19 protein-coding genes are annotated in these 20,054 nt (G+C 68.3%); 15 read left to right on the forward strand and 4 right to left on the reverse strand.

Translation table 11 applies throughout. The annotated features are described in order from the left end of the window. The first annotated feature begins 154 nt into the window (after positions 1 to 154). A complete protein-coding gene (locus tag ACT54L_RS14965; RefSeq protein ID WP_476086431.1) occupies positions 155 to 553 on the forward strand; it encodes a DUF930 domain-containing protein in 399 nt (132 codons plus the stop codon). Positions 554 to 562: 9 nt separating this feature from the next. Here the strand turns inward: ACT54L_RS14965 and phaC are convergent, their stop codons facing one another. Further along, positions 563 to 2,368 carry a class I poly(R)-hydroxyalkanoic acid synthase gene (gene phaC / locus ACT54L_RS14970; RefSeq protein WP_476086432.1) on the reverse strand — a complete coding sequence of 602 codons (1,806 nt, stop codon included), beginning with the start codon at positions 2,366 to 2,368 and terminating at the stop codon, positions 563 to 565. A gap of 167 nt (positions 2,369 to 2,535) precedes the next feature. Between phaC and ACT54L_RS14975 the strand changes: the two genes are divergently transcribed. From ACT54L_RS14975 to recJ, 6 genes are all read left to right on the forward strand, one after another. After that, positions 2,536 to 2,856, forward strand: a complete 321-nt coding sequence (locus ACT54L_RS14975; protein WP_476086433.1) for a hypothetical protein — start codon at positions 2,536 to 2,538, stop codon at positions 2,854 to 2,856. A gap of 66 nt (positions 2,857 to 2,922) precedes the next feature. Beyond that, the gene (waaF, locus tag ACT54L_RS14980; protein ID WP_476086434.1) at positions 2,923 to 3,954 is read left to right on the forward strand and encodes a lipopolysaccharide heptosyltransferase II; all 1,032 of its coding nucleotides are present in this window, start codon (positions 2,923 to 2,925) and stop codon (positions 3,952 to 3,954) included. A gap of 58 nt (positions 3,955 to 4,012) precedes the next feature. Beyond that, entirely contained in the window at positions 4,013 to 5,230 is a 1,218-nt protein-coding gene (locus ACT54L_RS14985) for an LL-diaminopimelate aminotransferase (protein ID WP_476086435.1), read from the forward strand. Between the two features lie 239 nt (positions 5,231 to 5,469). Continuing rightward, a complete protein-coding gene (locus tag ACT54L_RS14990; protein WP_476086436.1) occupies positions 5,470 to 6,765 on the forward strand; it encodes a homoserine dehydrogenase in 1,296 nt (431 codons plus the stop codon). A 3-nt stretch (positions 6,766 to 6,768) separates the two neighbouring features. Continuing rightward, positions 6,769 to 7,770, forward strand: a complete 1,002-nt coding sequence (gene glpX, locus ACT54L_RS14995) for a class II fructose-bisphosphatase (RefSeq protein ID WP_476086437.1) — start codon at positions 6,769 to 6,771, stop codon at positions 7,768 to 7,770. A gap of 324 nt (positions 7,771 to 8,094) precedes the next feature. After that, positions 8,095 to 9,888: a single-stranded-DNA-specific exonuclease RecJ gene (recJ, locus tag ACT54L_RS15000; protein ID WP_476086438.1), complete on the forward strand. Its 1,794-nt coding sequence runs from the start codon at positions 8,095 to 8,097 to the stop codon at positions 9,886 to 9,888. A 6-nt stretch (positions 9,889 to 9,894) separates the two neighbouring features. Here the strand turns inward: recJ and ACT54L_RS15005 are convergent, their stop codons facing one another. Next, a complete protein-coding gene (locus ACT54L_RS15005) occupies positions 9,895 to 11,199 on the reverse strand; it encodes a DNA polymerase IV (protein ID WP_476086439.1) in 1,305 nt (434 codons plus the stop codon). Continuing rightward, positions 11,196 to 11,531 carry a DUF3572 domain-containing protein gene (locus ACT54L_RS15010; protein WP_476086440.1) on the reverse strand — a complete coding sequence of 112 codons (336 nt, stop codon included), beginning with the start codon at positions 11,529 to 11,531 and terminating at the stop codon, positions 11,196 to 11,198. Before ACT54L_RS15010 ends, ACT54L_RS15005 begins: the two co-directional genes overlap by 4 nt. Positions 11,532 to 11,627: 96 nt before the next feature. Here ACT54L_RS15010 and ACT54L_RS15015 point away from each other — a divergent pair, with 96 nt between their 5' ends. The 8 genes from ACT54L_RS15015 (at position 11,628) to ACT54L_RS15050 (ending at position 18,989) form a co-directional block, all read left to right on the forward strand. Then, positions 11,628 to 11,996 (forward strand): response regulator, encoded by a 369-nt coding sequence (locus ACT54L_RS15015; RefSeq protein ID WP_209100294.1) that lies wholly within the window; start codon positions 11,628 to 11,630, stop codon positions 11,994 to 11,996. A 277-nt stretch (positions 11,997 to 12,273) separates the two neighbouring features. Further along, a complete protein-coding gene (nagZ, locus tag ACT54L_RS15020; RefSeq protein ID WP_476086441.1) occupies positions 12,274 to 13,287 on the forward strand; it encodes a beta-N-acetylhexosaminidase in 1,014 nt (337 codons plus the stop codon). Positions 13,288 to 13,291: 4 nt separating this feature from the next. Beyond that, complete coding sequence (locus ACT54L_RS15025; RefSeq protein ID WP_476086442.1) at positions 13,292 to 14,104, forward strand: segregation and condensation protein A; 813 nt, start codon at positions 13,292 to 13,294, stop codon at positions 14,102 to 14,104. After that, a complete protein-coding gene (scpB, locus tag ACT54L_RS15030; protein ID WP_476086443.1) occupies positions 14,101 to 14,829 on the forward strand; it encodes an SMC-Scp complex subunit ScpB in 729 nt (242 codons plus the stop codon). Before ACT54L_RS15025 ends, scpB begins: the two co-directional genes overlap by 4 nt. A gap of 60 nt (positions 14,830 to 14,889) precedes the next feature. After that, a complete protein-coding gene (gene recQ / locus ACT54L_RS15035) occupies positions 14,890 to 16,752 on the forward strand; it encodes a DNA helicase RecQ (RefSeq protein ID WP_476086444.1) in 1,863 nt (620 codons plus the stop codon). Between the two features lie 160 nt (positions 16,753 to 16,912). Continuing rightward, positions 16,913 to 17,200 (forward strand): Asp-tRNA(Asn)/Glu-tRNA(Gln) amidotransferase subunit GatC, encoded by a 288-nt coding sequence (gene gatC / locus ACT54L_RS15040; protein ID WP_274773701.1) that lies wholly within the window; start codon positions 16,913 to 16,915, stop codon positions 17,198 to 17,200. Next, complete coding sequence (gatA, locus tag ACT54L_RS15045) at positions 17,197 to 18,681, forward strand: Asp-tRNA(Asn)/Glu-tRNA(Gln) amidotransferase subunit GatA (RefSeq protein ID WP_476086445.1); 1,485 nt, start codon at positions 17,197 to 17,199, stop codon at positions 18,679 to 18,681. Before gatC ends, gatA begins: the two co-directional genes overlap by 4 nt. Beyond that, the gene (locus ACT54L_RS15050; protein ID WP_476086446.1) at positions 18,678 to 18,989 is read left to right on the forward strand and encodes a chorismate mutase; all 312 of its coding nucleotides are present in this window, start codon (positions 18,678 to 18,680) and stop codon (positions 18,987 to 18,989) included. Before gatA ends, ACT54L_RS15050 begins: the two co-directional genes overlap by 4 nt. 13 nt (positions 18,990 to 19,002) lie before the next feature. On the opposite strand, the gene ACT54L_RS15055 is transcribed toward ACT54L_RS15050, so the two are convergent. Continuing rightward, entirely contained in the window at positions 19,003 to 20,028 is a 1,026-nt protein-coding gene (locus ACT54L_RS15055) for a glycosyltransferase family 2 protein (protein ID WP_476086447.1), read from the reverse strand. Between the last annotated feature and the right edge of the window lie 26 nt (positions 20,029 to 20,054).

Raw genomic sequence — 20,054 nt, forward strand, 5'->3', positions numbered from 1 at the left:
GGTTCCGCGCGCCTTCGCCTTCCCCTGCGGATCTTGTCAGGCGGTCCGCTCGGGTCCATGGGTGAGGCCACGCGCGCCGGTGCCGGCGCGCGTCCCGTCATGCCGTGAGCCCAAGGACCGGATGATTCGCCTGCGATCCCATAGACGCCGACGCATGGACGGCGTCGTTCTTCTGCCGTGCCTCGCCAGCCTTATGGCCAGCTTTCTGGCCACCGGCCCGGCGCTCGCCTCCAGCCCCGACAAGGCCATGCTGCTGCTGGAGCCCACCGAGCGGATGGAACAGCGCTGCAACGCCCGCGCCATGGGGGAGGTGGGCCGCCAGCATCCCGGCCTGCATCCCGACGAACTGGTGGCCTATGCCTTCGCCGAGACCCGCATCGTTGACGAGCAGGTGACGGCCCCCGGCGCGGCGGTGCGCAGCGGCGGGCACTGGTATCACCTGTCCTATCACTGCGTGACCAAGAACGAAGGCCTCGGCATCGAAGCCCTCACCTATGTGCTCGGCGACGTGATCCCGCGCGACCAATGGGACGCCCACGGCCTGGTGCCGTGAGTTCCCCCCTCAGGACCGGGCCCGGACATAGGAGCCGGGCGCATCCTCGATCGGATTGAAGGCCTCGCCGCCCACCGGGCGGGCGGGCACTTCGCCGGGGTGAAGGGCGGTGAGCCATTCCGCCCAATCCGGCCACCAGGACCCGGCATGCTCCTGGGTGTGCTGCAACCAGTCGGAATAGTCCCCGCTCACCGGCCCACCGGTCCAATACTGATACTTCTTCTTGGCCGGCGGATTGACCACGCCGGCAATGTGCCCAGACCCCGCCAGCACATAGCGCACCGGCCCGTTCAGGAGGCCCATGCCGATATAGGCGGACTTGGCCGGGGCGATGTGGTCTTCCTTGGTGGCCAGGCAATAGACGGGAATGGTCACCTTGCCCATGTCGATGCGCACGCCGGCCAGCTCCGCCTTGCCCTTGGCGATGTTGTTCTCCAGGTAGCAATTGCGCAGGTAATAGGAGTGGTTGGCCGCCGGCATGCGGGTGGAATCGGCGTTCCAATACAGCAGGTCGAAGGGGAAGGGCGCCTTGCCCTTCATGTAATTGTTCACCACGTAGGGCCAGATCAGGTCGTTGGAGCGCAGCATGTTGAAGGCGCTGGCCATCTTGGACCCCTCCAGATAGCCCAGCTCCTTCATGCGGCGCTCCAGCACCGCCAGCTGCTCCTCGTCCACGAACACCTTCAGGTCGCCCGCATGGGTGAAGTCGATCTGGGTGGTCAGGAAGGTGGCGCTGGCCACCCGGTTGTCGCCGGTGGCCGCCATATAGGCCAGGGTCACCGCCAAAAGGGTGCCGCCGACGCAATAGCCGATGGTATGGGCCTGCGGCTCGCCGGTGACCTTCTGCACCGCCTCCAGCGCTGCGAAAATGCCTTCGCGCATATAGTCGTCAAACCCCTTGGCCGCGAGGCGGGCATCGGGATTGACCCAGGAGATCACGAACACGGTGAAGCCCTGGTCCACCATCCACTTGATGTAGGACTTCTCGGGCGTCAGATCGAGAATGTAGAACTTGTTGATCCAGGGCGGCACCACCAGGACCGGCATCTTCTTCACGCTGGGCGTCGACGGCTCATACTGGATGAGCTGCATCAGGTCGGTCTGGTAGATGACCTTGCCGGGGGTGAGCGCCAGATTGCGGCCCACCTCGAAGGCGGACATGTCGGTCTGGCGGATGCGCAGGTCGCCCTTGCCCTCGATCAGGTCCTCGGTCAGGTGGCGCATGCCGCGCACCAGATTCTCGCCGGAGGAGTTGAATGTCTCGCGCAGCAATTCCGGGTTGGTGAGGATGAAGTTGGACGGCGAGATGGCGTTGGAGATCTGGCGGACCAGGAACTCGGCCTTGTGCTTGAGATGCGGGTCGAGGGTCTCGGCCTCGGTCACCATCGATTCGGCCCAGGTGCTGGTGACCAGATAGGTCTGCTTCAAGGCATCGAAGAAGGGGTTGGCCTGCCATTCGGGATCGCGGAAGCGGGCATCGCGCGGATCGGGCGCGACCACCGGCTCGGCCGGCTCGCCGGACATTTTCTTGAGCGCTGCGGTCCAGACCGACAGATAGCCGGACATGAGGCGGCTCTGCGCCTCCACCGTCCGCTGCGGATCGGCCATCCAATATTCGGCGACATTGCCGATGGTTTTCACCGCATCGGCCACTTCGTCCGCCAGTTCGTCCTTCTTGCCGTCCTCGCGCGGGCGGATATAGGCGGCGAGGGCCTTCCCGCCCTCTTCCACCAGCCGGGCGAGATTGTTGGCGAAGGCGTCCATGTCCAGCTTGGGCTGGAACTGGGCTTGCGTGACGTCCCTCTTTTCCGACATTTGGCGTTCCCTGACCGCGGCCTTTCTTTGCAGGATAGGCTCCCGCAGCGACAGGCACGCAACCCCTGTTTCACAATTTTAGCTTCAGGCATACTAACGGTGCATTGCGCAGTGGGCGAGGGGCGCGACCTGCGGCGGAAGGAACGGTTCACATAAACAGGAATCTCATGAGCCAGAAGCACGCTTCCCGTCCCCGCCCGGCCAAGGCCGTGCCGCGCGTGGCCGCTTTCGTCGTGTTGATGGGCCTGTCAGGGGCGGTCGGCGGCTGCGCCGGGGACGGCGGCCCCTTCGCTTGGTTCGGCAAGGACCCGGATGTGCCCAAGGTGGCCCCCACCAACGACTTCCCCGGATTCGCCGTCAAGCCCGTGGCCCGGCCTCCGGTTCTCGACGCGGGCGGACAGGCCGCCAAGGAGACCGAATTGGAGTCCCTGGCCAAGCAGACCCGTCAGCGCGGCGATGAAGCCGCGAAGGACGACACCCAGCAGTAACATCATCCCGCTTGACGACGGGTCTTCCCCGGAGAGATGAAGGCCCGTCAAGCGGGATTGAAGGTCATGTCGTTCGTCGCCCCGGAAGCGGGGGAGAAATCGGATCGCGAAGGCGCGATCCTGGTGGCCGGCTATGGCGGCATCGGCGACCATGTGCGGTGCTTCGCGCTGGTGCGGCATGTGGCGGCGGCCCATCCCGGCGCGCCCATCGATTTTCTGTGCCGCAGCCCCACGGACCGAATCGTCCGCTTCGTGCCGGAACTGCGCAAGGCCTTCGTGGACGACACGCCCCACGGCCGGTTCGGGCTGAAGGAAAAGCTGCGCCTCGCCGCCCGCCTGCGGCGCGAGAATTATCGCCGGGTCTATGTGGTCAGCCGCACCATGAAGGCGGCGGTGGTGCCTTTCCTGGCCGGCATTCCCGAGCGGGTGGGCTGGTTCGGGGAAGGGCGCGCCTTTCTCATCAACCGCATCCGCACTGGCGAGCGCACCTATCCCGGCGAGACCGAGAAGATTTGCGGCCTGGCCGGCTTCAAGACCGGCACCTGCCTGACCCCGCGCCTGGTGGTGACGCCCGGCGAATTGCAGGACTGGCAGCAGCGGGTGCTGGGCGGCGCCCCCCGCGCGCCGGTGCTGGCGCTTGCGCCGGGGGCCTATAATCCCCATCGCCTGTGGCCCGCCGGCCATTTCGCCGATCTTGCCAAGCGCTTTGCCGCCCAGGGCTGGGATGTGTGGGTGCTGGGCGGCCCGCAGGAGCGGGAGGCGGCGCGGGACATCGCGGCCGAGGCCCCGGTGCGCGACTTCACCGGCACGCCGCTGGAAGAAGCGGTACTCCAGATCCGCTCCGCCGCCCTGTTCGTGGGCAATGATTCCGGCATGCTGCATCTGGCCGGGGCCATCGGCACCCCCAGCGTCGGGCTGTTCGGGCCCACGACGGCGGAGGTCTCCGGCCCGCGCAATGAAAATGTGCTGCCCTTGCGCCCCCCCGCCGGCCAGATCAGCGTGGACCAGATCGCGGTGGAGAAGGTGGAGGAGGCGCTGGCGGCGCGCATCTCGCAACCGCAGCATTCAATCGGTGCTTTTTCCTTCAGCGAACAGTGATAGAAAGCTCGTTCGCCGCGCCCATGGAGCTTTGCGCGGCCTTTGGAGCTTGAGTGAGATGACCGATTTTCACCGTATTCGCCGGCTGCCGCCCTATGTGTTCGAGCAGGTGAACCGCGTGAAGGCCGCCGCCCGAAACAACGGCGTCGACATCATCGATCTCGGCATGGGCAACCCGGACCTCGACGCGCCCGCCCATGTGCTGGAAAAGCTGAAGGAAACCATCGGCAAGCCGCGCACGGACCGCTATTCCGCCTCCAAGGGCATTCCCGGCCTGCGGCGCGCGCAGGCGGCCTATTATGAGCGCCGGTTCGGCGTGAAGGTGAACCCCGACACCCAGGTGGTGGCGACGCTGGGCTCGAAGGAAGGCTTCGCCAATATGGCGCAGGCCATCACCGCGCCGGGCGATGTGATCCTCACCCCCAACCCGTCCTATCCCATCCACGCCTTCGGCTTCCTGATGGCGGGCGGCGTCATCCGCTCGGTGCCGGTGGAGCCCGGTCCGGGCTTCTTCCATGCCATGGAGCGGGCGGTCCAGCACTCCATCCCCAAGCCCATCGCGGTGGTGCTGTGCTATCCCTCCAACCCCACCGCCACGGTGGCGAGCCTGGATTTCTACAAGGACGTGGTGGCGTTCGCGAAGAAGAACGACCTCATCATCCTGTCCGACCTTGCCTATGCGGAGCTCTATTTCGACGGCAATCCGCCGCCCTCCGTGCTGCAGGTGCCCGGCGCCGTGGACGTGACGGTGGAATTCACCTCCATGTCCAAGACCTATTCCATGGCCGGCTGGCGCATGGGCTTTGCGGTGGGCAATGAGCGCCTCATCGCGGCCCTCTCGCGCGTGAAGTCCTACCTGGACTATGGCGCCTACACCCCCATCCAGGTGGCGGCCACCGCGGCGCTAAACGGCCCGCAGGACTATATCGGCGAGATGCGCGAGACCTATAAGCGCCGCCGCGACGCCATGGTGGACAGCTTCGGCCGCGCCGGCTGGACCATTCCGGTGCCGTCCGCCTCCATGTTCGCCTGGGCGCCCATTCCCGAGCCCTTCCGCGCCATGGGCAGCGTGGAATTCTCCAAGCTGCTCATCGAGAAGGCAGAGGTGGCGGTGGCCCCCGGCGTCGGCTTCGGCGAGCATGGCGATGACTATGTGCGCATCGCCGTGGTGGAGAACGAGCAGCGCATCCGCCAGGCCGCGCGCAACATTCGCCGCTTCTTCGACACCGCCGGCGTCACGCTCCACAATGTGGTGCCGCTCACCGCCGCGCGCTGAGCGGAACGGCCCTGCGGCCGCTTGAGACGAGCGGAAGCGATGCGCCGGCCGGATCTTCAGGGATCCAGCCGGCGCGGCTTCCAGGACCGGGAGCCTGATGCGGCCGGGTGAACCAGCCTGGCCGGGGAATCAGTCTCCGCAGCATTGATGGAAGGCGTTTTGCCACCTACACCGAAGCCCATTGGTGCGGCGGTGTCGGTGGATCGCACTCCAGGACACAGGGACATTCGGTTCGATCCATGAGCCAGTTGAGAGTGGGGCTTGCGGGCCTCGGCACCGTCGGCGCGGCGGTCATCCGCATGCTCGAAGCCCGCAAGGCGGATCTCGCCGCCCGCACGGGCCGCCAGATTGAGGTGGTGGCGGTCAGCGCCCGCAATCGCGGCAAGGATCGCGGGCTGGACCTTGCCGGCGTACGCTGGTTCGACGATCCGGTGGCGCTGGCGCGCGACCCGGACATCGACGTGTTCGTGGAATTGATGGGCGGGGAGGGCGATCCGGCCAAGGCGGCGGTGACCGCGGCGCTGGAAGCCGGCACCCCGGTGGTCACCGCCAACAAGGCGCTGCTGGCCAAATGCGGTCTGGACCTTGCCCGGACATCGGAAGCCGCTGGCGCTGGACTGCATTTCGAGGCCGCGGTGGCCGGCGGCATCCCCATCGTGAAGACGCTCCGCGAGGCGCTGGCCGGCAACCGCATCGCCCGCGTGTCCGGCATTCTCAACGGCACCTGCAACTACATCCTCACCCGCATGGCGGACGAGAAGCTCTCCTTCGAGACCTGCCTCGCGGAGGCCCAGCGCCTGGGCTATGCGGAAGCCGACCCCACCTTTGACATTGACGGGCACGACACCGCCCACAAGCTGTCGATCCTGACCTCGCTGGCCTTCGGCACGCAGGTGGATGCGGACGCCATCTATCTGGAAGGCATCCGCTCCCTGACCCTGGCCGATCTCGAGGCCGCCGATGACCTCGGCTACAAGGTCAAGCTGCTGGGCGTCGCCGTGCGCACCGACCAGGGCATCGAGCAGCGCGTCCATCCCACCATGGTGCCCAAGCACTGGCCCATCGCCCAGGTTTCCGGCGTCACCAATGCGGTGGCCGTGGATGGCGACGCTGTGGCGCTCACTCTGGTTGGCCCCGGCGCGGGCGGCGCGGCCACGGCCTCCGCGGTGGTGGGCGACCTCGCCGACGTGGCGCAAGGCAAAGGCGGCTTTGCCTTCGGCATTCCCGCCGCCGCCCTGGTCCGGGCCGAGCGCGCGCCCATGCAGCATCATGAGGGCGGCTATTATATCCGCCTTGCCGCCGTGAACCGTCCCGGCACGGCCGCTACCATTGCCCGGCGCATGGCCGACGAGGGCATCTCCCTCGAATCCATCGTCCAGCGTCGCCCCAGCTCCACCAGTGCAAATGATCCCGCAACGGTGATCCTGATTACCTACGCGACGACAGAGGAGGCCGTGCGGCGCGCGGTCGCCTCCATCGACGCGGACGGTGTCCTGGCCTCGCGGCCGCAGGTGATCCGCATCGAGAAGGATTGAGGCATGCCCCACACCCGCGTTCCCCAGGTGCTCGACCGCCGTCTCGCTTTGGAGCTTGCGCGGGTCACGGAACGCGCGGCGGTGGTCGCCGCCCGCTTTCGCGGCCGCGGCGACGAGCAGGCCGCCGACGAGGCCGCGCTCCAGGCGGCCCACGTCGTGCTCGCGGGCATGGCCATCAAGGGCCGCGTGGTGATCGGCGAAGGCCTGGAGGGCGAGGTGCCCCATCTCTTCCTCGGCGAGGAAGTGGGCGCCGGTGGCGACGCGGTGGACCTGGCGGTGGACCCGCTGGAGGGCGCCACCTTGTGCGCCAAGGACATGGCCGGCTCCATCTCGGTGGTGGTGCTGGCGGCCCCCGGCTCGCTGCTGAACGCGCCGCCGGTCTATATGGAGAAGGTGGCCATCGGCCCCGGCTATCCCGACGGCATCGTGTCCCTGGCGGCCAGCCCGCAGGACAATATCACCGCCCTTGCCGAGGCGCGGGGCGTGCCCACCTCCCAGATCACCGCCCTGGTGCTGGATCGCCCGCGCCATGCCAAGCTCATCGAAGCGGTGCGCTCCACTGGCGCGGCCGTGAAGCTCATCACGGACGGCGACGTGGCGGGCGTCATCCACACCACCAATCCCACCGAGAGCGGCGTCGACATCTATCTCGGCATTGGTGGCGCGGCGGAAGGGGTGCTGGCAGCGGCGGCCCTGCGCTGCATCGGCGGCCAGATGGAGGGCCGGCTGGTGCTGGACAGCGAGAAGAAGCGCGAGCAGGCGAAAGCCCTGGGCATCCGCGACTTCGGACGCGTCTACAAGCTGGACGACATGGTGCGCGGCGACTGCCTGGTGGCCGTCACCGGCGTCACCGACGGGCCGCTGCTCCAGGGCGTGCGGTTCTCGGGCGATGTGATCGGCACCGACACCTTGCTCATGCGGGCCGCTACCGGCACGGTGCGCCGCATCGCCACCGACCATCGCGACCTCCGAAAGTTCAGCCTGCCGGAAGAGGCCGTATCCTGACGCCTTGCCGCGCCGTCAGGGGCGCGGGACGGGGCGGCCGACCACCCGACTCACCCTGGCCCTGACAGCGGACGCCCCCGGCCCTGCGCGCCTGGCGTCCGGGGAAACTGGCGAGGGGGTGTCGCCTGCGCAGAATTGCCGGCAAACTTTTTCTGCGACGCCAAGTTGAAGATTTAACGCTTTATTAATGAGTTGCGCTGTCAGGAGGCGGCTAATGACATCCGGTACCACTGCCGGCCGGGCGTTGCGCTTATCCCGCGCACAAGCCATGTGCCGCCTGTCATGGACGGCGCGCACCACCTCTGGCTTCATGCACGCGTGAACATGCAGCTGACGAATCGCCCGTTCCTGAACGTCTCGGCCTCGGTGACCGGGCGGTCCTGGCGTGACCGGCTGGATGTGCGGGCCTCGCAGGCGGCGCTCGCCATTGCCCAGCGCCATCGGGTACCGGACATCCTCGCCCGCGTGCTGGCCGGGCGCGGGGTGGAAATTGAAGATGTCCCCGGCCATCTCGACCCCACCATCCGGGCCCTGCTGCCTGATCCCAGCATCCTCACCGACATGGATGCGGCAGTGGAGCGGCTCGCCGAGGCGGTGTGCACGCAGGAGAGTGTCGCGGTCTTCGGCGATTATGACGTGGACGGCGCCACGGCCACCGCTTTGCTGGTGAGCACGCTGCGGGCCGGCGGGCTTGATCCGCTGTTCCACATTCCCGACCGCATCTTCGAGGGCTATGGCCCCAATGTGGGCGCCATTGAGCAATTGGCGGCGCGTGGGGTCACGCTTCTGGTGACGGTGGATTGCGGCACCACCTCCATGGAACCGCTCGCCGCCGCCCAGCGGCTTGGCCTTGATGTGATCGTGCTCGACCACCATCAGGCGGGCGAGCGCTTGCCCACGGCCACCGCCATCGTCAATCCCAACCGGGAAGACGACCTGTCGGGCCTCGGTCATCTGTGCGCGGCGGGCGTCGTCTTCCTGACCTGCGTCGGCCTCGTCCGCCGGCTGCGGGAGGAGGGGCACTGGACCACGGAGCGCCCCGCGCCGGACCTGCTTTCAAGCCTCGACCTGGTGGCGCTGGGCACGGTGGCCGACGTGGTGCCGCTCATCGGCCTCAACCGCGCCTTCGTCACCAAGGGGCTCGTCGCCCTGCGGCGCCGGGAGCGGGCGGGGCTGACCGCCCTGATGGATGCGGCGCGCCTGGATGGCCCCCCGCGCCCCTGGCACCTGGGCTTCCTCCTCGGCCCCCGCATCAATGCGGGCGGGCGCATCGGCGATGCCACGCTGGGCACGCGCCTGCTGCTCACGCAGGACGGCATGGAGGCTCGCGCCATCGCGGCCGAGCTGGATCGCCTGAACACCGAGCGCCAGGAGGTGGAGAGGGCCATCCTCGCCGCCGCCGAGGCGGAGGCCTTCGCCGCCCATGGGCTGGATGATGCCGGGGCGGCGGTGGTGGTGAGCGGCGATGGCTGGCACCCGGGCGTGGTCGGCCTTGTGGCCTCGCGCCTCAAGGAGAAGTTTAATAAGCCGGCCTTTGCCATTGCTTTCAATGGCGAAACCGGCACCGGCTCGGCCCGTTCCATTCCCGGCGTGGACCTCGGCAAGGCGGTGCGCGCGGCGGTGGAGGCGGGGCTTCTGGTGAAGGGCGGCGGGCACGCCATGGCGGCGGGGCTGACGGTGGAACGGCATCGGCTGGGTGACCTGCGGCTCTTCATCGAGCAGGCCCTGGCCGCCTCTGTGCTCAAGGCGCGGGGCCAGGACGCCCTTTCCATTGATGGTGCCCTGACCGCCTCGGGCGCCACCCCGAACCTGGTGGAGATGATCTCCCGCGCCGGCCCGTTCGGCGCCGGCTGCTCGGAGCCGGTCTTCGCCTTCCCCAATCACAAGGTCACCTATGCGGAAGCCTTCGGCGCCGGCCATGTGCGCGCCCGCCTGACCGCCGCCGACGGCACCAGCGTGAAGGCCGTGGCCTTTCGCGTCGCCGAGGAGCCCATCGGCCGCGCCTTGCTGGGGGGCCGGGGCCGCATCCTCCATGTGGCGGGAACGCTGGATGTGGAGCACTGGCAGGGCGAAGCCCGGGTCAGCCTGCGGGTGCGGGACGTGGCCGAGCCTGCCTGAGGCGCCTTACCCGTCCCGCTGCCGCTTGCCGCGCTTGCCGGTGCCCAGAAGGATGCCGCGCTCGACCGCCGCGTCCCCGAACTTGGCTTTCAGCTTGTCCATGGCCGCTTCCGCCGCCTTGATGCGGGGCGTGCGGGTGTCGATGAGATCGGTGGGGTCCGCCTCGTCGGCCGGCCCGAGATCGGAGAGGCCGACGCCCACGAGGCGAAAGCGCGTGCCGTCCACTTCCTTCACCAGGAGGTCATGCGCCGCCTCGTACAGGCGTGCGGCCAGGATCGTTGGGCTTTCCAGTGTCCGCGAGCGGGTGCGCAGACGGAAGTCGGCGGTCTTCAGCTTCACCGTGACGGTGCGCCCGGCGATCGCCTTGCGTTTCAGGCGGCCGCACACCTCCTCGCACAAGGCGTAGAGGGTCTGCTCCAGCGGGCGCAGGTCGGCGATGTCGTTGTCGAAGGTGGTTTCGGCCGAGACGCTCTTTGCCTCGCGGGAGGGCTCGACGGTGCGTGCATCGAGCCCCCGCGCCAGCCGCCAGAGGCGCAAGCCCTCGGCGCCATAGAGCCGCCCGAGCTTTGAGTCCTCCGCCCGCTGAATGTCCCCGATGCGGGAAAAGCCATCCTTGGCGAGCCGCGCGCCAAACGCCGGCCCGACGCCCCAGATGAAGGTGACCGGCCGACCGGCGAGAAATTCCGCTGCTTCCTCAAGGCCCAGCACGGAGAAGCCGCGCGGCTTGTCGAGGTCCGAGGCGGTCTTGGCCAGGAACTTGTTGGCAGCCAGGCCCACGGAGACGGTAATCCCGATCTCCCGCTCCACCTGCCCGGCAAATCGCGCCAGGGTGCGGGCGGGGGAGAGGCCATGCAGCTTCTCGGTGCCCGAAAGGTCCAGGAAGGCTTCGTCGATGGAGAGCGGCTCCACCAGCGGCGTCAGCTCCTGCATCATCGTCCGCACCTGCCGGCCCACGGCGGCATACTTGCGCATGTCCGGCTTCACGATCACCGCCTGCGGGCAGAGCGCCTTGGCCTTGAACATGGGCATGGCGGAGCGCACCCCATGGATGCGGGCGATATAGCAGGCCGTGGACACCACGCCGCGCACGCCGCCGCCGATGATGACGGGCACGTCGCGCAGGGCGGGATTGTCCCGCTTCTCCACGGCCGCATAGAAGGCGTCACAATCCACATGGGCGATGGAGAGCGTGTGGATCTTGGGATGCCGCACCAGCCTCGGACTGCCGCAGGCCCGGCAGCGCGGCCCATCCCCCGCCTCCGCCAGGCAGTCGCGGCAGAAGCCGGGGGCAGGGCGGGTCCCTTCGCTCATCCCCGGCGGACCGGGGAATCGGGGTCGAAGGGGGGATCGAGCACCGCATGGGCGCGAATCACATCCTCCGGCCGGAAGCCCGCATCGGCGCAGAAGGCCAGCAAGAGGGGCTCGTCGGACAGGATGAAGCCGAGCACGCCAGCACCGAATTCCGGTTGGGAGGCGGCGGCGCGCAGGTCCGCCGGCCCCATGCCGGTGGCGGCGAGGAAGCCGCCGATGCGCTCCACATCCTTGGCCAGGAAGGACAAAGCGGTCACCGCCAGCTCCTGGGCGGCGGCGCGGACCTCCTTGGGCGAGCGCGAGGTGAAACCGGGGCGATCCTTGATGGGCATTTGCGCTTCCGCAACGATTGGTCTCTAGCTATGCCCATGATGGACGATCCGCACGCCCCTGCGAAGCGGATCGACAGCTGGCGGGGAAGATCGGGTATGCCGAAGACCGTGATGATCGTGGAAGACAACGAGCTCAACATGAAGCTCTTCCACGATTTGCTGGAGGCGCACGGCTACCGCACGGTGCAGACGCGCAACGGTATCGAGGCCATGGGTCTGGCCCGCCAGCACATGCCCGACCTCATCCTCATGGACATTCAATTGCCGGAGGTCTCCGGTCTTGAAGTGACAAAGTGGTTGAAGGCCGACCCCGAGCTGAAATCCATTCCCGTGGTCGCGGTGACCGCCTTCGCCATGAAGGGCGACGAGGAGCGCATCCGCTCGGGGGGCTGCGAGGCCTATCTCTCCAAGCCCATTTCGGTGGCTAAGTTCCTGGAAACGGTCAAACAGTATTCAGGCGGCTAAGACGCGGGCGATTCTCCCGCGTTGATTTCCTGCTGCTTTCCGCTACCTTTTAAGATGAAGGCACTGCCTCTCGGGCAACCGCCACAAGCGATGTCCGATGCCATAGCCCTGCGGGGTGCTCAGGTCCGCCGCATCTCCTGGGTCCGTGGGGTTCGGCCGGCGTGCGGGCGACATCGGGTGGCCTCCCCGACCGTCCGCCGCCGGCCACCTTCCTTTCAGCGCCCCCCCGGGCCCGGCCCCGCTTGACGGCCCCGCCCGCCCCGGATACGCCCGATCCATGACGTCAAAAGCCTTCATCGTCGGCCTTTCGGGGCCGGTTCTCACAGCGTCCGAACGGGCGTTCCTCGCGGCACAATCGCCCTGGGGCCTCATCCTGTTCGCGCGCAATGTGGAGACGCCGGATCAGGTCCGTAGGCTAGTGGATGAAGCACGATCGGCCCTTGGCTGGCGGGCGCCGGTTCTGATCGACCAGGAGGGCGGACGGGTGCAGCGCCTGCGGCCGCCTCATTGGCCAGAATATCCCGCCGGCGCGGCCTTCGGCGCCCTCTATCGCCACGATCCGGCCGCCGGCCTTGAGGCGGTGCGGCTGAACTCCCGCCTCCTTGCGGCCGACCTTCATGCCCTCGGCATCGATGTGGACTGCTTGCCAGTGGCAGACCTGCGCCTGCCCGAGGGCCACGGCATCATCGGCAATCGCGCCTATGGGGAGGAGCCGGTGTCCGTCGCCGCGCTCGCCCGCGCCGCCGCCGAGGGGCTGCTTGAGGGGGGCGTCCTGCCCGTGGTGAAGCATATTCCCGGCCATGGCCGCGCGCCCGTGGACAGCCATGAGCGCCTGCCGGTGGTCCATGCCGCCCGCGCCGAACTTGAGCGCACGGATTTTGCGGCCTTCCGCCCGCTCGCCGACCTGCCGCTCGGCATGACCGCCCATGTGGTCTATGCGGACCTCGACGCGGATCGCCCTGCCACCACCTCGCCCGTGGTGATGGAAGAGGTGGTGCGCGGCTTCATCGGCTTTTCCGGCCTCGTGATGAGCGATGACCTGTCCATGGGCGCGCTCTCCGGCACGGTTGCGACGCGGGCCGAGGCCGCGCTCGCCGCCGGATGCGACATGCTGCTCCATTGCAATGGCCGCCTGGACGAAATGGAGCCCATCGCCGCCGTCACACCGGCGCTCTCGGGCGTCGCGCTGGAGCGGGCGGAGCGGGCGCTGGCCGCGCGGGTTGCGCCTGCGCCCTTCGATGCGGATGCCGCCCGCGCCGAGCGCGACCGGCTCCTGCGCCTGACCGATTGAGGCCATGACCACCGCGCCCGTCTCCCCCGATTTTGCCGAGGACGTGCTGCCCTCGGAGGCGGCGGACGGGGCCTTCGTCGTGGATATTGACGGGTTCGAGGGGCCGCTCGACCTGCTGCTCGCCTTGGCGCGCACCCAGAAGGTGGACCTCACCCGCCTGTCCATCCTGGCTTTGGCCAACCAGTATCTCGCCTTCATCGAGGCGGCGCGGAAGGTGCGCCTGGAACTGGCGGCCGACTATCTGGTGATGGCGGCGTGGCTTGCCTACCTGAAATCCCGCCTGCTCCTGCCGCCCCCACCCCGCGAGGACGGGCCGAGCGCGGAAGAGCTGGCGGACGCCTTCGCCCGGCGCCTGCGGCATCTGGAGCGCATCCGGCAGGCCGCGGAGAAGCTGATGGCGCGCAAGCGTCTCGGCATCGACGTCTTCCCCCGCGCCCAGGTGGAGGCGCCGGAGGTGGAGGGCAAGGTCACCTATACCGCCACCCTCTATGACCTCCTTTCCGCCTATGCCGCCCAGCGCCAGAAGAAGGCGCTGTCCTATGTGACGTTGAAGACCCGGGCGGTCTGGTCGCTGGCCGATGCCCGCGCGCGGCTGGAACGGCTGGTGGGCATGACGGGAGATTGGATCCGGCTCGACCAGTTCCTGATCGAATATCTCACCGAGCCCGACCAGCGGGCCACCGCCATCGCCTCCAGCTTCACCGCCAGCCTGGAATTGGTGAAGGAGGGCTTGCTCGACATCCGCCAGGACGCCCATTTCGCCCCGCTCTGGCTGCGGCCGCGTGCGGACGACAAAGGCGGGGAGGGCGGTTCATGAGCCCGCCCAAAACGCCGGCGAGCCGTTCTGCGCCTCGCATTGACCTGTTCGACGAGCGTCCCCTCGATGCGCGCGAAGAGGCGCTCGCCCGCGACATTCGGGTCATCGAAGCCTTGCTGTTCACCGCTACCACCCCGGTGACGGCGCGTGAGATGGCGCCTCATCTGACCCGAGAGGCGGACATCGGCGCGCTCATGGACGTTTTGACCGCCGACTATGCCCGAAGGGGCGTCAACATCATCAAGGTCGCCGGCGGCTGGATGCTGCGCACCGCGCCGGACCTTGCCCATCTGCGCGCCGGTGCCGGGCCTGAGCCGCGCAAGCTCTCGCGCGCCGCCACCGAGGTCCTGGCCATCATTGCCTATCACCAGCCGGTCACCCGGGCCGAGATCGAGGAAATCCGCGGGGTCACCACCTCCAAGGGCACGTTGGACGTGCTGCTGGAAAGCGGCTGGATCCGCCTGCGGGGTCGGCGCAAGGCGCCCGGGCGACCGGTGACCTATGGCACCACGTCCGCCTTCCTCATCCATTTCGGCCTGGATGCGGTGCAGGATTTGCCGGGCCTCGACGAACTGAAGGGCGCCGGCCTGCTTGACGGCCGTATCCCGCCCGGTTTCGCCATTCCGCTCCCCAGCGACGACGATGCCTTGCGCGACGACGAGGAGCCGCTGGAAGACACTCCGCTGGACTTCACGCTCACCTCTGGCGCGAAGGACGAGGATTGAGGCGCCTTTCCTGTGGGAGGGCGCGCCGGATTTGCGGCGGGACGCGCTATATAGGGTCCCATGATGGCCCCTTCTTCCGCCGAGTCGTTCTCCCCCTCAACGCCCGTCCCGTCGCGCGAGCCCAGGGACATCCTGCGCCACGTCTTCGGCTATGAGGCGTTCCGGGGACGGCAGGCGGAGATCGTCGACCATGTGGTGAACGGCGGCGATGCCCTGGTGCTGATGCCCACCGGTGGCGGCAAGTCGCTGTGCTACCAGGTGCCGGCTCTGGCGCGGGCGGGCACGGGTATCGTCATCTCCCCCCTCATCGCCTTGATGCACGACCAGGTGCAGGCGCTGCGCCAATTGGGCGTGAAGGCGGCCATGCTCAATTCCTCCCTTTCCCCGGCCGAGGCCCGGCAGGTGGAGCGGGACCTGGCCATGGGCGAGCTGGACCTCCTCTATGTGGCGCCCGAGCGGCTGCTGACCGACGGCTTCCTGACCCTGCTCCAGGGCGCGCGCATCGCGCTCTTCGCCATCGACGAGGCGCACTGCGTCTCCCAGTGGGGGCACGATTTTCGCCCCGAATATCGCCAGCTGACCATTCTGCACGAGCGCTTCCCCTCGGTGCCGCGCATCGCGTTGACCGCCACGGCGGACGGCCCGACCCGGCGGGAGATCGTGGAACGCCTCGGGCTGGAGGACGGGGAGGTGTTCCTCTCCTCCTTCGACCGGCCCAATATCCGCTATCGCATCCAGCCCAAGAACAATCCCAAGGCCCAGCTCCGGGCGCTGCTGGATGCCCATGAGGGCGAAGCGGGCATCATCTATTGCATGAGCCGGGCGAAGGTGGAGGCCACCGCCGAGGCGCTGGCCGACGAGGGGCGGGTGGCGCTGCCCTATCATGCGGGCCTTGATCCCCAGGTGCGCGCCCGCAACCAGGACCGCTTCCTGAAGGAGGAAGGGGTGGTGATGGTGGCCACCATCGCCTTCGGCATGGGCATCGACAAGCCGGACGTGCGCTTCGTCGTCCATCTCGATCTGCCCAAGAGCATCGAGGCCTATTACCAGGAGACCGGCCGCGCCGGCCGCGACGGCCTGCCCTCCGAGGCGCTGCTCCTCTATGGCATGGAGGACGTGGCCAAGCTCATCCAGTTCGTGGATGCCTCCGACGCCTCCGAGGCGCGCAAAAGGGTGGAGCGGCAGAAGCTCGATGCGCTGCTGGGCCTGTGCGAAACGGCCAGTTGTCGCCGCCAGGTGCTGCTCGCCTATTTCGAGGAAGAGCTGCACGAGCCGTGCGGCAATTGCGACACCTGCCTTGAGCCGGTGCGCACCTATGACGGCACCGAGGCGGTGCAGAAGCTGCTCTCCTGCATCTATCGCACCAAGGAAATGTTCGGAGCGGGCCACGTGATCGACGTGCTCACCGGCACCGCCACCGACAAGGTGCACAAGTTCGGCCATGAGACCTTGAGCACGTTCGGCATCGGCAAGGATGTGAGCCGGGACGAGTGGCGGGCCATCCTGCGGCAGGTGGTGGCGCTGGGGCTCGTGGCGGTGGATGTGGAAGGCCATGGGGGCTTGTCCCTCACCGCCGCCTGCCGGCCGGTGCTGCGCGGCGAGCGGCGCGTCGAGCTGAAAGTGGAAAAGCGCACCCGCCCGGCCCGCACCCAAGGCGGCGCCCGCGTGCCGCGCGCCGGCCCCACCGATCCGCGCGACGAGGCGCTCTACCAGAAGCTGAGGGCGTTGCGCCTGGAGCTGGCGCGCGCCCAGGGCGTGCCGCCTTATGTGATTTTCCACGACACCACGCTGTTGGACATCGCGCACGCCCGGCCCCGGTCGCTGGCGGCCTTCGGCGATATTTCCGGGGTGGGCGAGGCCAAGCTCGAGCGCTATGGCGCCCAGTTCCTGGCCGTGGTGCGGGAGGCGGGGGAGGGGCGTTGAACGGGGACGGGTGGTGAGCGCCATTGCCTCCCCAATTCCCCCCTTGCTATAGGCCAACGAGGACTTTTCCGGTGGCGCGCCCGAGGCGCGCCGTCCATGGATCAGGTAGAGGACCAAGCCGCCGGTGCCGTGCGGATCGGGGCGGTCCAGGGAGCAAGACATGTCCGTCGATCAGGCGACCGTACGGAGGGTGGCGCATCTGGCGCGCATCGCCGTGCGCGAAGAGGAACTTTCCGCGCTCCAGGGCGAGCTGAACGCCATCCTCCAGTTCGTGGAGCAGCTCTCCGCCCTCGACGTGTCGGGCGTCGAGCCCATGACCGGCGTGGTGCCGCAGAACCTGCCCATGCGCGAGGATGTGGTCTCCGACGGCCATTATCCCGAAAAGATCCTCGCCAATGCCCCCGAGGCCGAGGGCGGCTTCTTCACGGTTCCGAAGGTGGTGGAATGACCGCGCTCAACCAGCTCACCCTGACCCAGGCCCGCGAAGGCCTCGCTCAGCGCGAATTCACCGCCGTCGAACTGACCGACGCCTATCTCTCCGCCATGGAGCAGGGGCGCGATCTCAACGCCTATGTGCTGGAGACCGCCGACAAGGCGCGCGACATGGCCAAGGCCAGCGACGAACGGATCGCCTCCGGCGATGCCGGCCCGCTGGAGGGCCTGCCCATCGGCGTCAAGGACATGTTCTGCACCGAGGGAGTGGAGACCACCGCCTGCTCGAACATCCTGAAGGGGTTCGTGCCGCAGTATGAGTCCACCGTGACGAGCCAGCTCTGGAAGGCCGGCGCGGTGATGCTGGGCAAGCTCAACAATGACGAGTTCGCCATGGGTTCGTCCAACGAGACCTCGGCCTTCGGCCCCACCGTCTCGCCCTGGCGGCGGGATGGGTCCAGCGCGCCGCTGGTGCCCGGCGGCTCGTCCGGCGGTTCGGCGGCGGCGGTGGCCGGCTTCCTGTGCGCCGGTGCCACCGGCACCGATACGGGCGGCTCCATCCGCCAGCCGGCGGCCTTCACCGGCACGGTCGGCATCAAGCCCACCTATGGCCGCTGCTCGCGCTGGGGCATCGTGGCCTATGCCTCCTCGCTCGACCAGGCCGGCCCCTTCGCCCGCACGGTGAACGACGCCGCTATCCTGCTGAAGTCCATGGCCGGCTATGACCCGAAGGATTCCACCTCGGTGAATCTGCGGGTGCCGGACTATGAGGATGCGGTGGGCCAGTCCGTGCGCGGCAAGCGCATCGGCATTCCCCGCGAATATCGCGTGGACGGCATGTCGCAGGAGATCGTCGAGCTCTGGGACCAGGGCACGGCCATGCTGCGCGACGCCGGCGCCGAGATCGTCGACATCTCCCTGCCGCACACCAAATACGCCCTCCCGGCCTATTATATCGTGGCGCTGGCGGAGGCCTCCTCCAACCTCGCCCGCTATGACGGCGTGCGCTATGGCCTGCGGGAGCCCGGCCGCGACGTGGTGGAGATGTATGAGCGCACCCGCGCCGCCGGCTTCGGCGCCGAGGTGCGCCGGCGCATCATGATCGGCACCTATGTGCTCTCCGCCGGCTATTACGACGCCTATTATGTGAAGGCGCAGAAGGTCCGCACCCTCATCAAGCGCGACTTCGACGACGTATTCGCGCAGGGCGTGGACGCCGTTCTCACCCCCGCGACCCCCTCGCCCGCCTTCGGCATCGCCGAAAAGGTGAGCGCCGATCCGGTGGAGATGTATCTCAACGACGTCTTCACCGTGACGGTGAATCTCGCCGGCCTGCCGGGCCTGTCCCTGCCGGCGGGCTTTTCCGCTGACGGCTTGCCGCTGGGCCTCCAGCTCATCGGCCGCCCGTTCGAGGAAGAGACCCTGTTCTCGCTGGGCCAGGTGATCGAGGAATCGGCCGGCCGCTTCCCGGTGGAAGACCTCTGGTGGGCAGATTGAGCCCCGTCCCCGAAGGCCTTCGCGCCGCGCGGGTGGAGATCGACGCCATCGACGATGCGATGGTCGATCTGCTCGTGCGGCGGCTGAAGGTGGTGGAGCAGGTGGTGGCCATCAAGGCGGGGGCAGGCATCCCCGCCTTGCTGCCGGACCGGGTGGAAGAGGTGGTGGAGCGCGTCTGCGCCCGCGCCCGCGCCCTGGGTCTGCCGGAGGACCTGCCGGAGACCCTGTGGCGGGAAATCATCGCCTGGACCATCCGCTACGAAAATGCCCATCTCCCCGAGACGGGAGCTCCCGGCGCCTCCACCTGAGGCGCCGTTTTTTTTATCCTGGCATGCGCTTCATGAAGGAGCGCTTGAGCTTGCGCAGGCGCGCGGCGAGCGCCTCGCGGAAAGGCGCGTTGCGTTTTTCGAGCGTCCGCCGCGCCACTTCCAGCTCCCGCGCGCCCGCCCGTCCTGTCTCCACCAGCGTGTCCAGCGCCGACATGATGCGGCGATAGGGGAAAGCCTGCGCCAGGTGCGGATAGCGCACGGCGCCGCGCCGCTCATGGAAAGGCTGACAGCGGAGCGGGCCGACGGATTCAGGGATATAGGCGGCCAGCAGGGCCGCCGGATCGCTCACCGCAAGCGCCGGCTCGGCGGCGAGCAGCCGGGCGCCGTCCATGTGGCGGATGGCGGTGGTGGCCTGATAATCCGGTCGCGCCCGCCAGCGCACGTAGCTCGCGAGGCATTTCGCCACCAATTGGTCGGTGGAGCGCACGGGGAAATGGGCGAGGTCCGCATTGGGCAGGAGCACCGGCGCCACATCCTTGTGCCAGTGGCTCACCCCGTGATTGCCGTCCGAGATCAGCGTCTCCGGGTGGGCGGCCAGCGCCCGGGGCACCACCACCTTGTTCACCTGCCGGGGAATGTCGAGCACATAAGTGAGCCGCGCCAGCGGATCGGCCTCGGTGAGGTCATCGCGCGGCTGCGGAATGTAATGCGTCATGGAAAAGGCACCGACCGCCCCGGCGGGGAGGGCGGACAGCTCCGCCTCCAGTGCGGCGCGGTCGGGGAGGGCGATGAATTCGTCCGCATCCAGCGGCAGGATGAAGTCGAACGCCTCATCCGCCATGGCCCGGTGCATGAGGGCGGTGGTGCGCACGCCCTGGTGATAGGCGCCATGGACGCCGTCGGTGACCACCACGAGCGGGACGCCTTCCGCCGCAAGGAGGCGCAGGATTTCCGGCGTCGCATCGGTGCTGCCGTCATCCACCACATAGAGGCGGTCCACGAAATGCAGGTTGTGGCGGACGAAGCGTTCGATAATGTCCGCTTCGTCCCGCGCCAGGGTCACTGTGGCAAGCCGCATATCCCGTCCCGTTTCTCACCGCCTCC

The organism is Aquabacter sp. DMC10 (assembly GCF_056314145.1).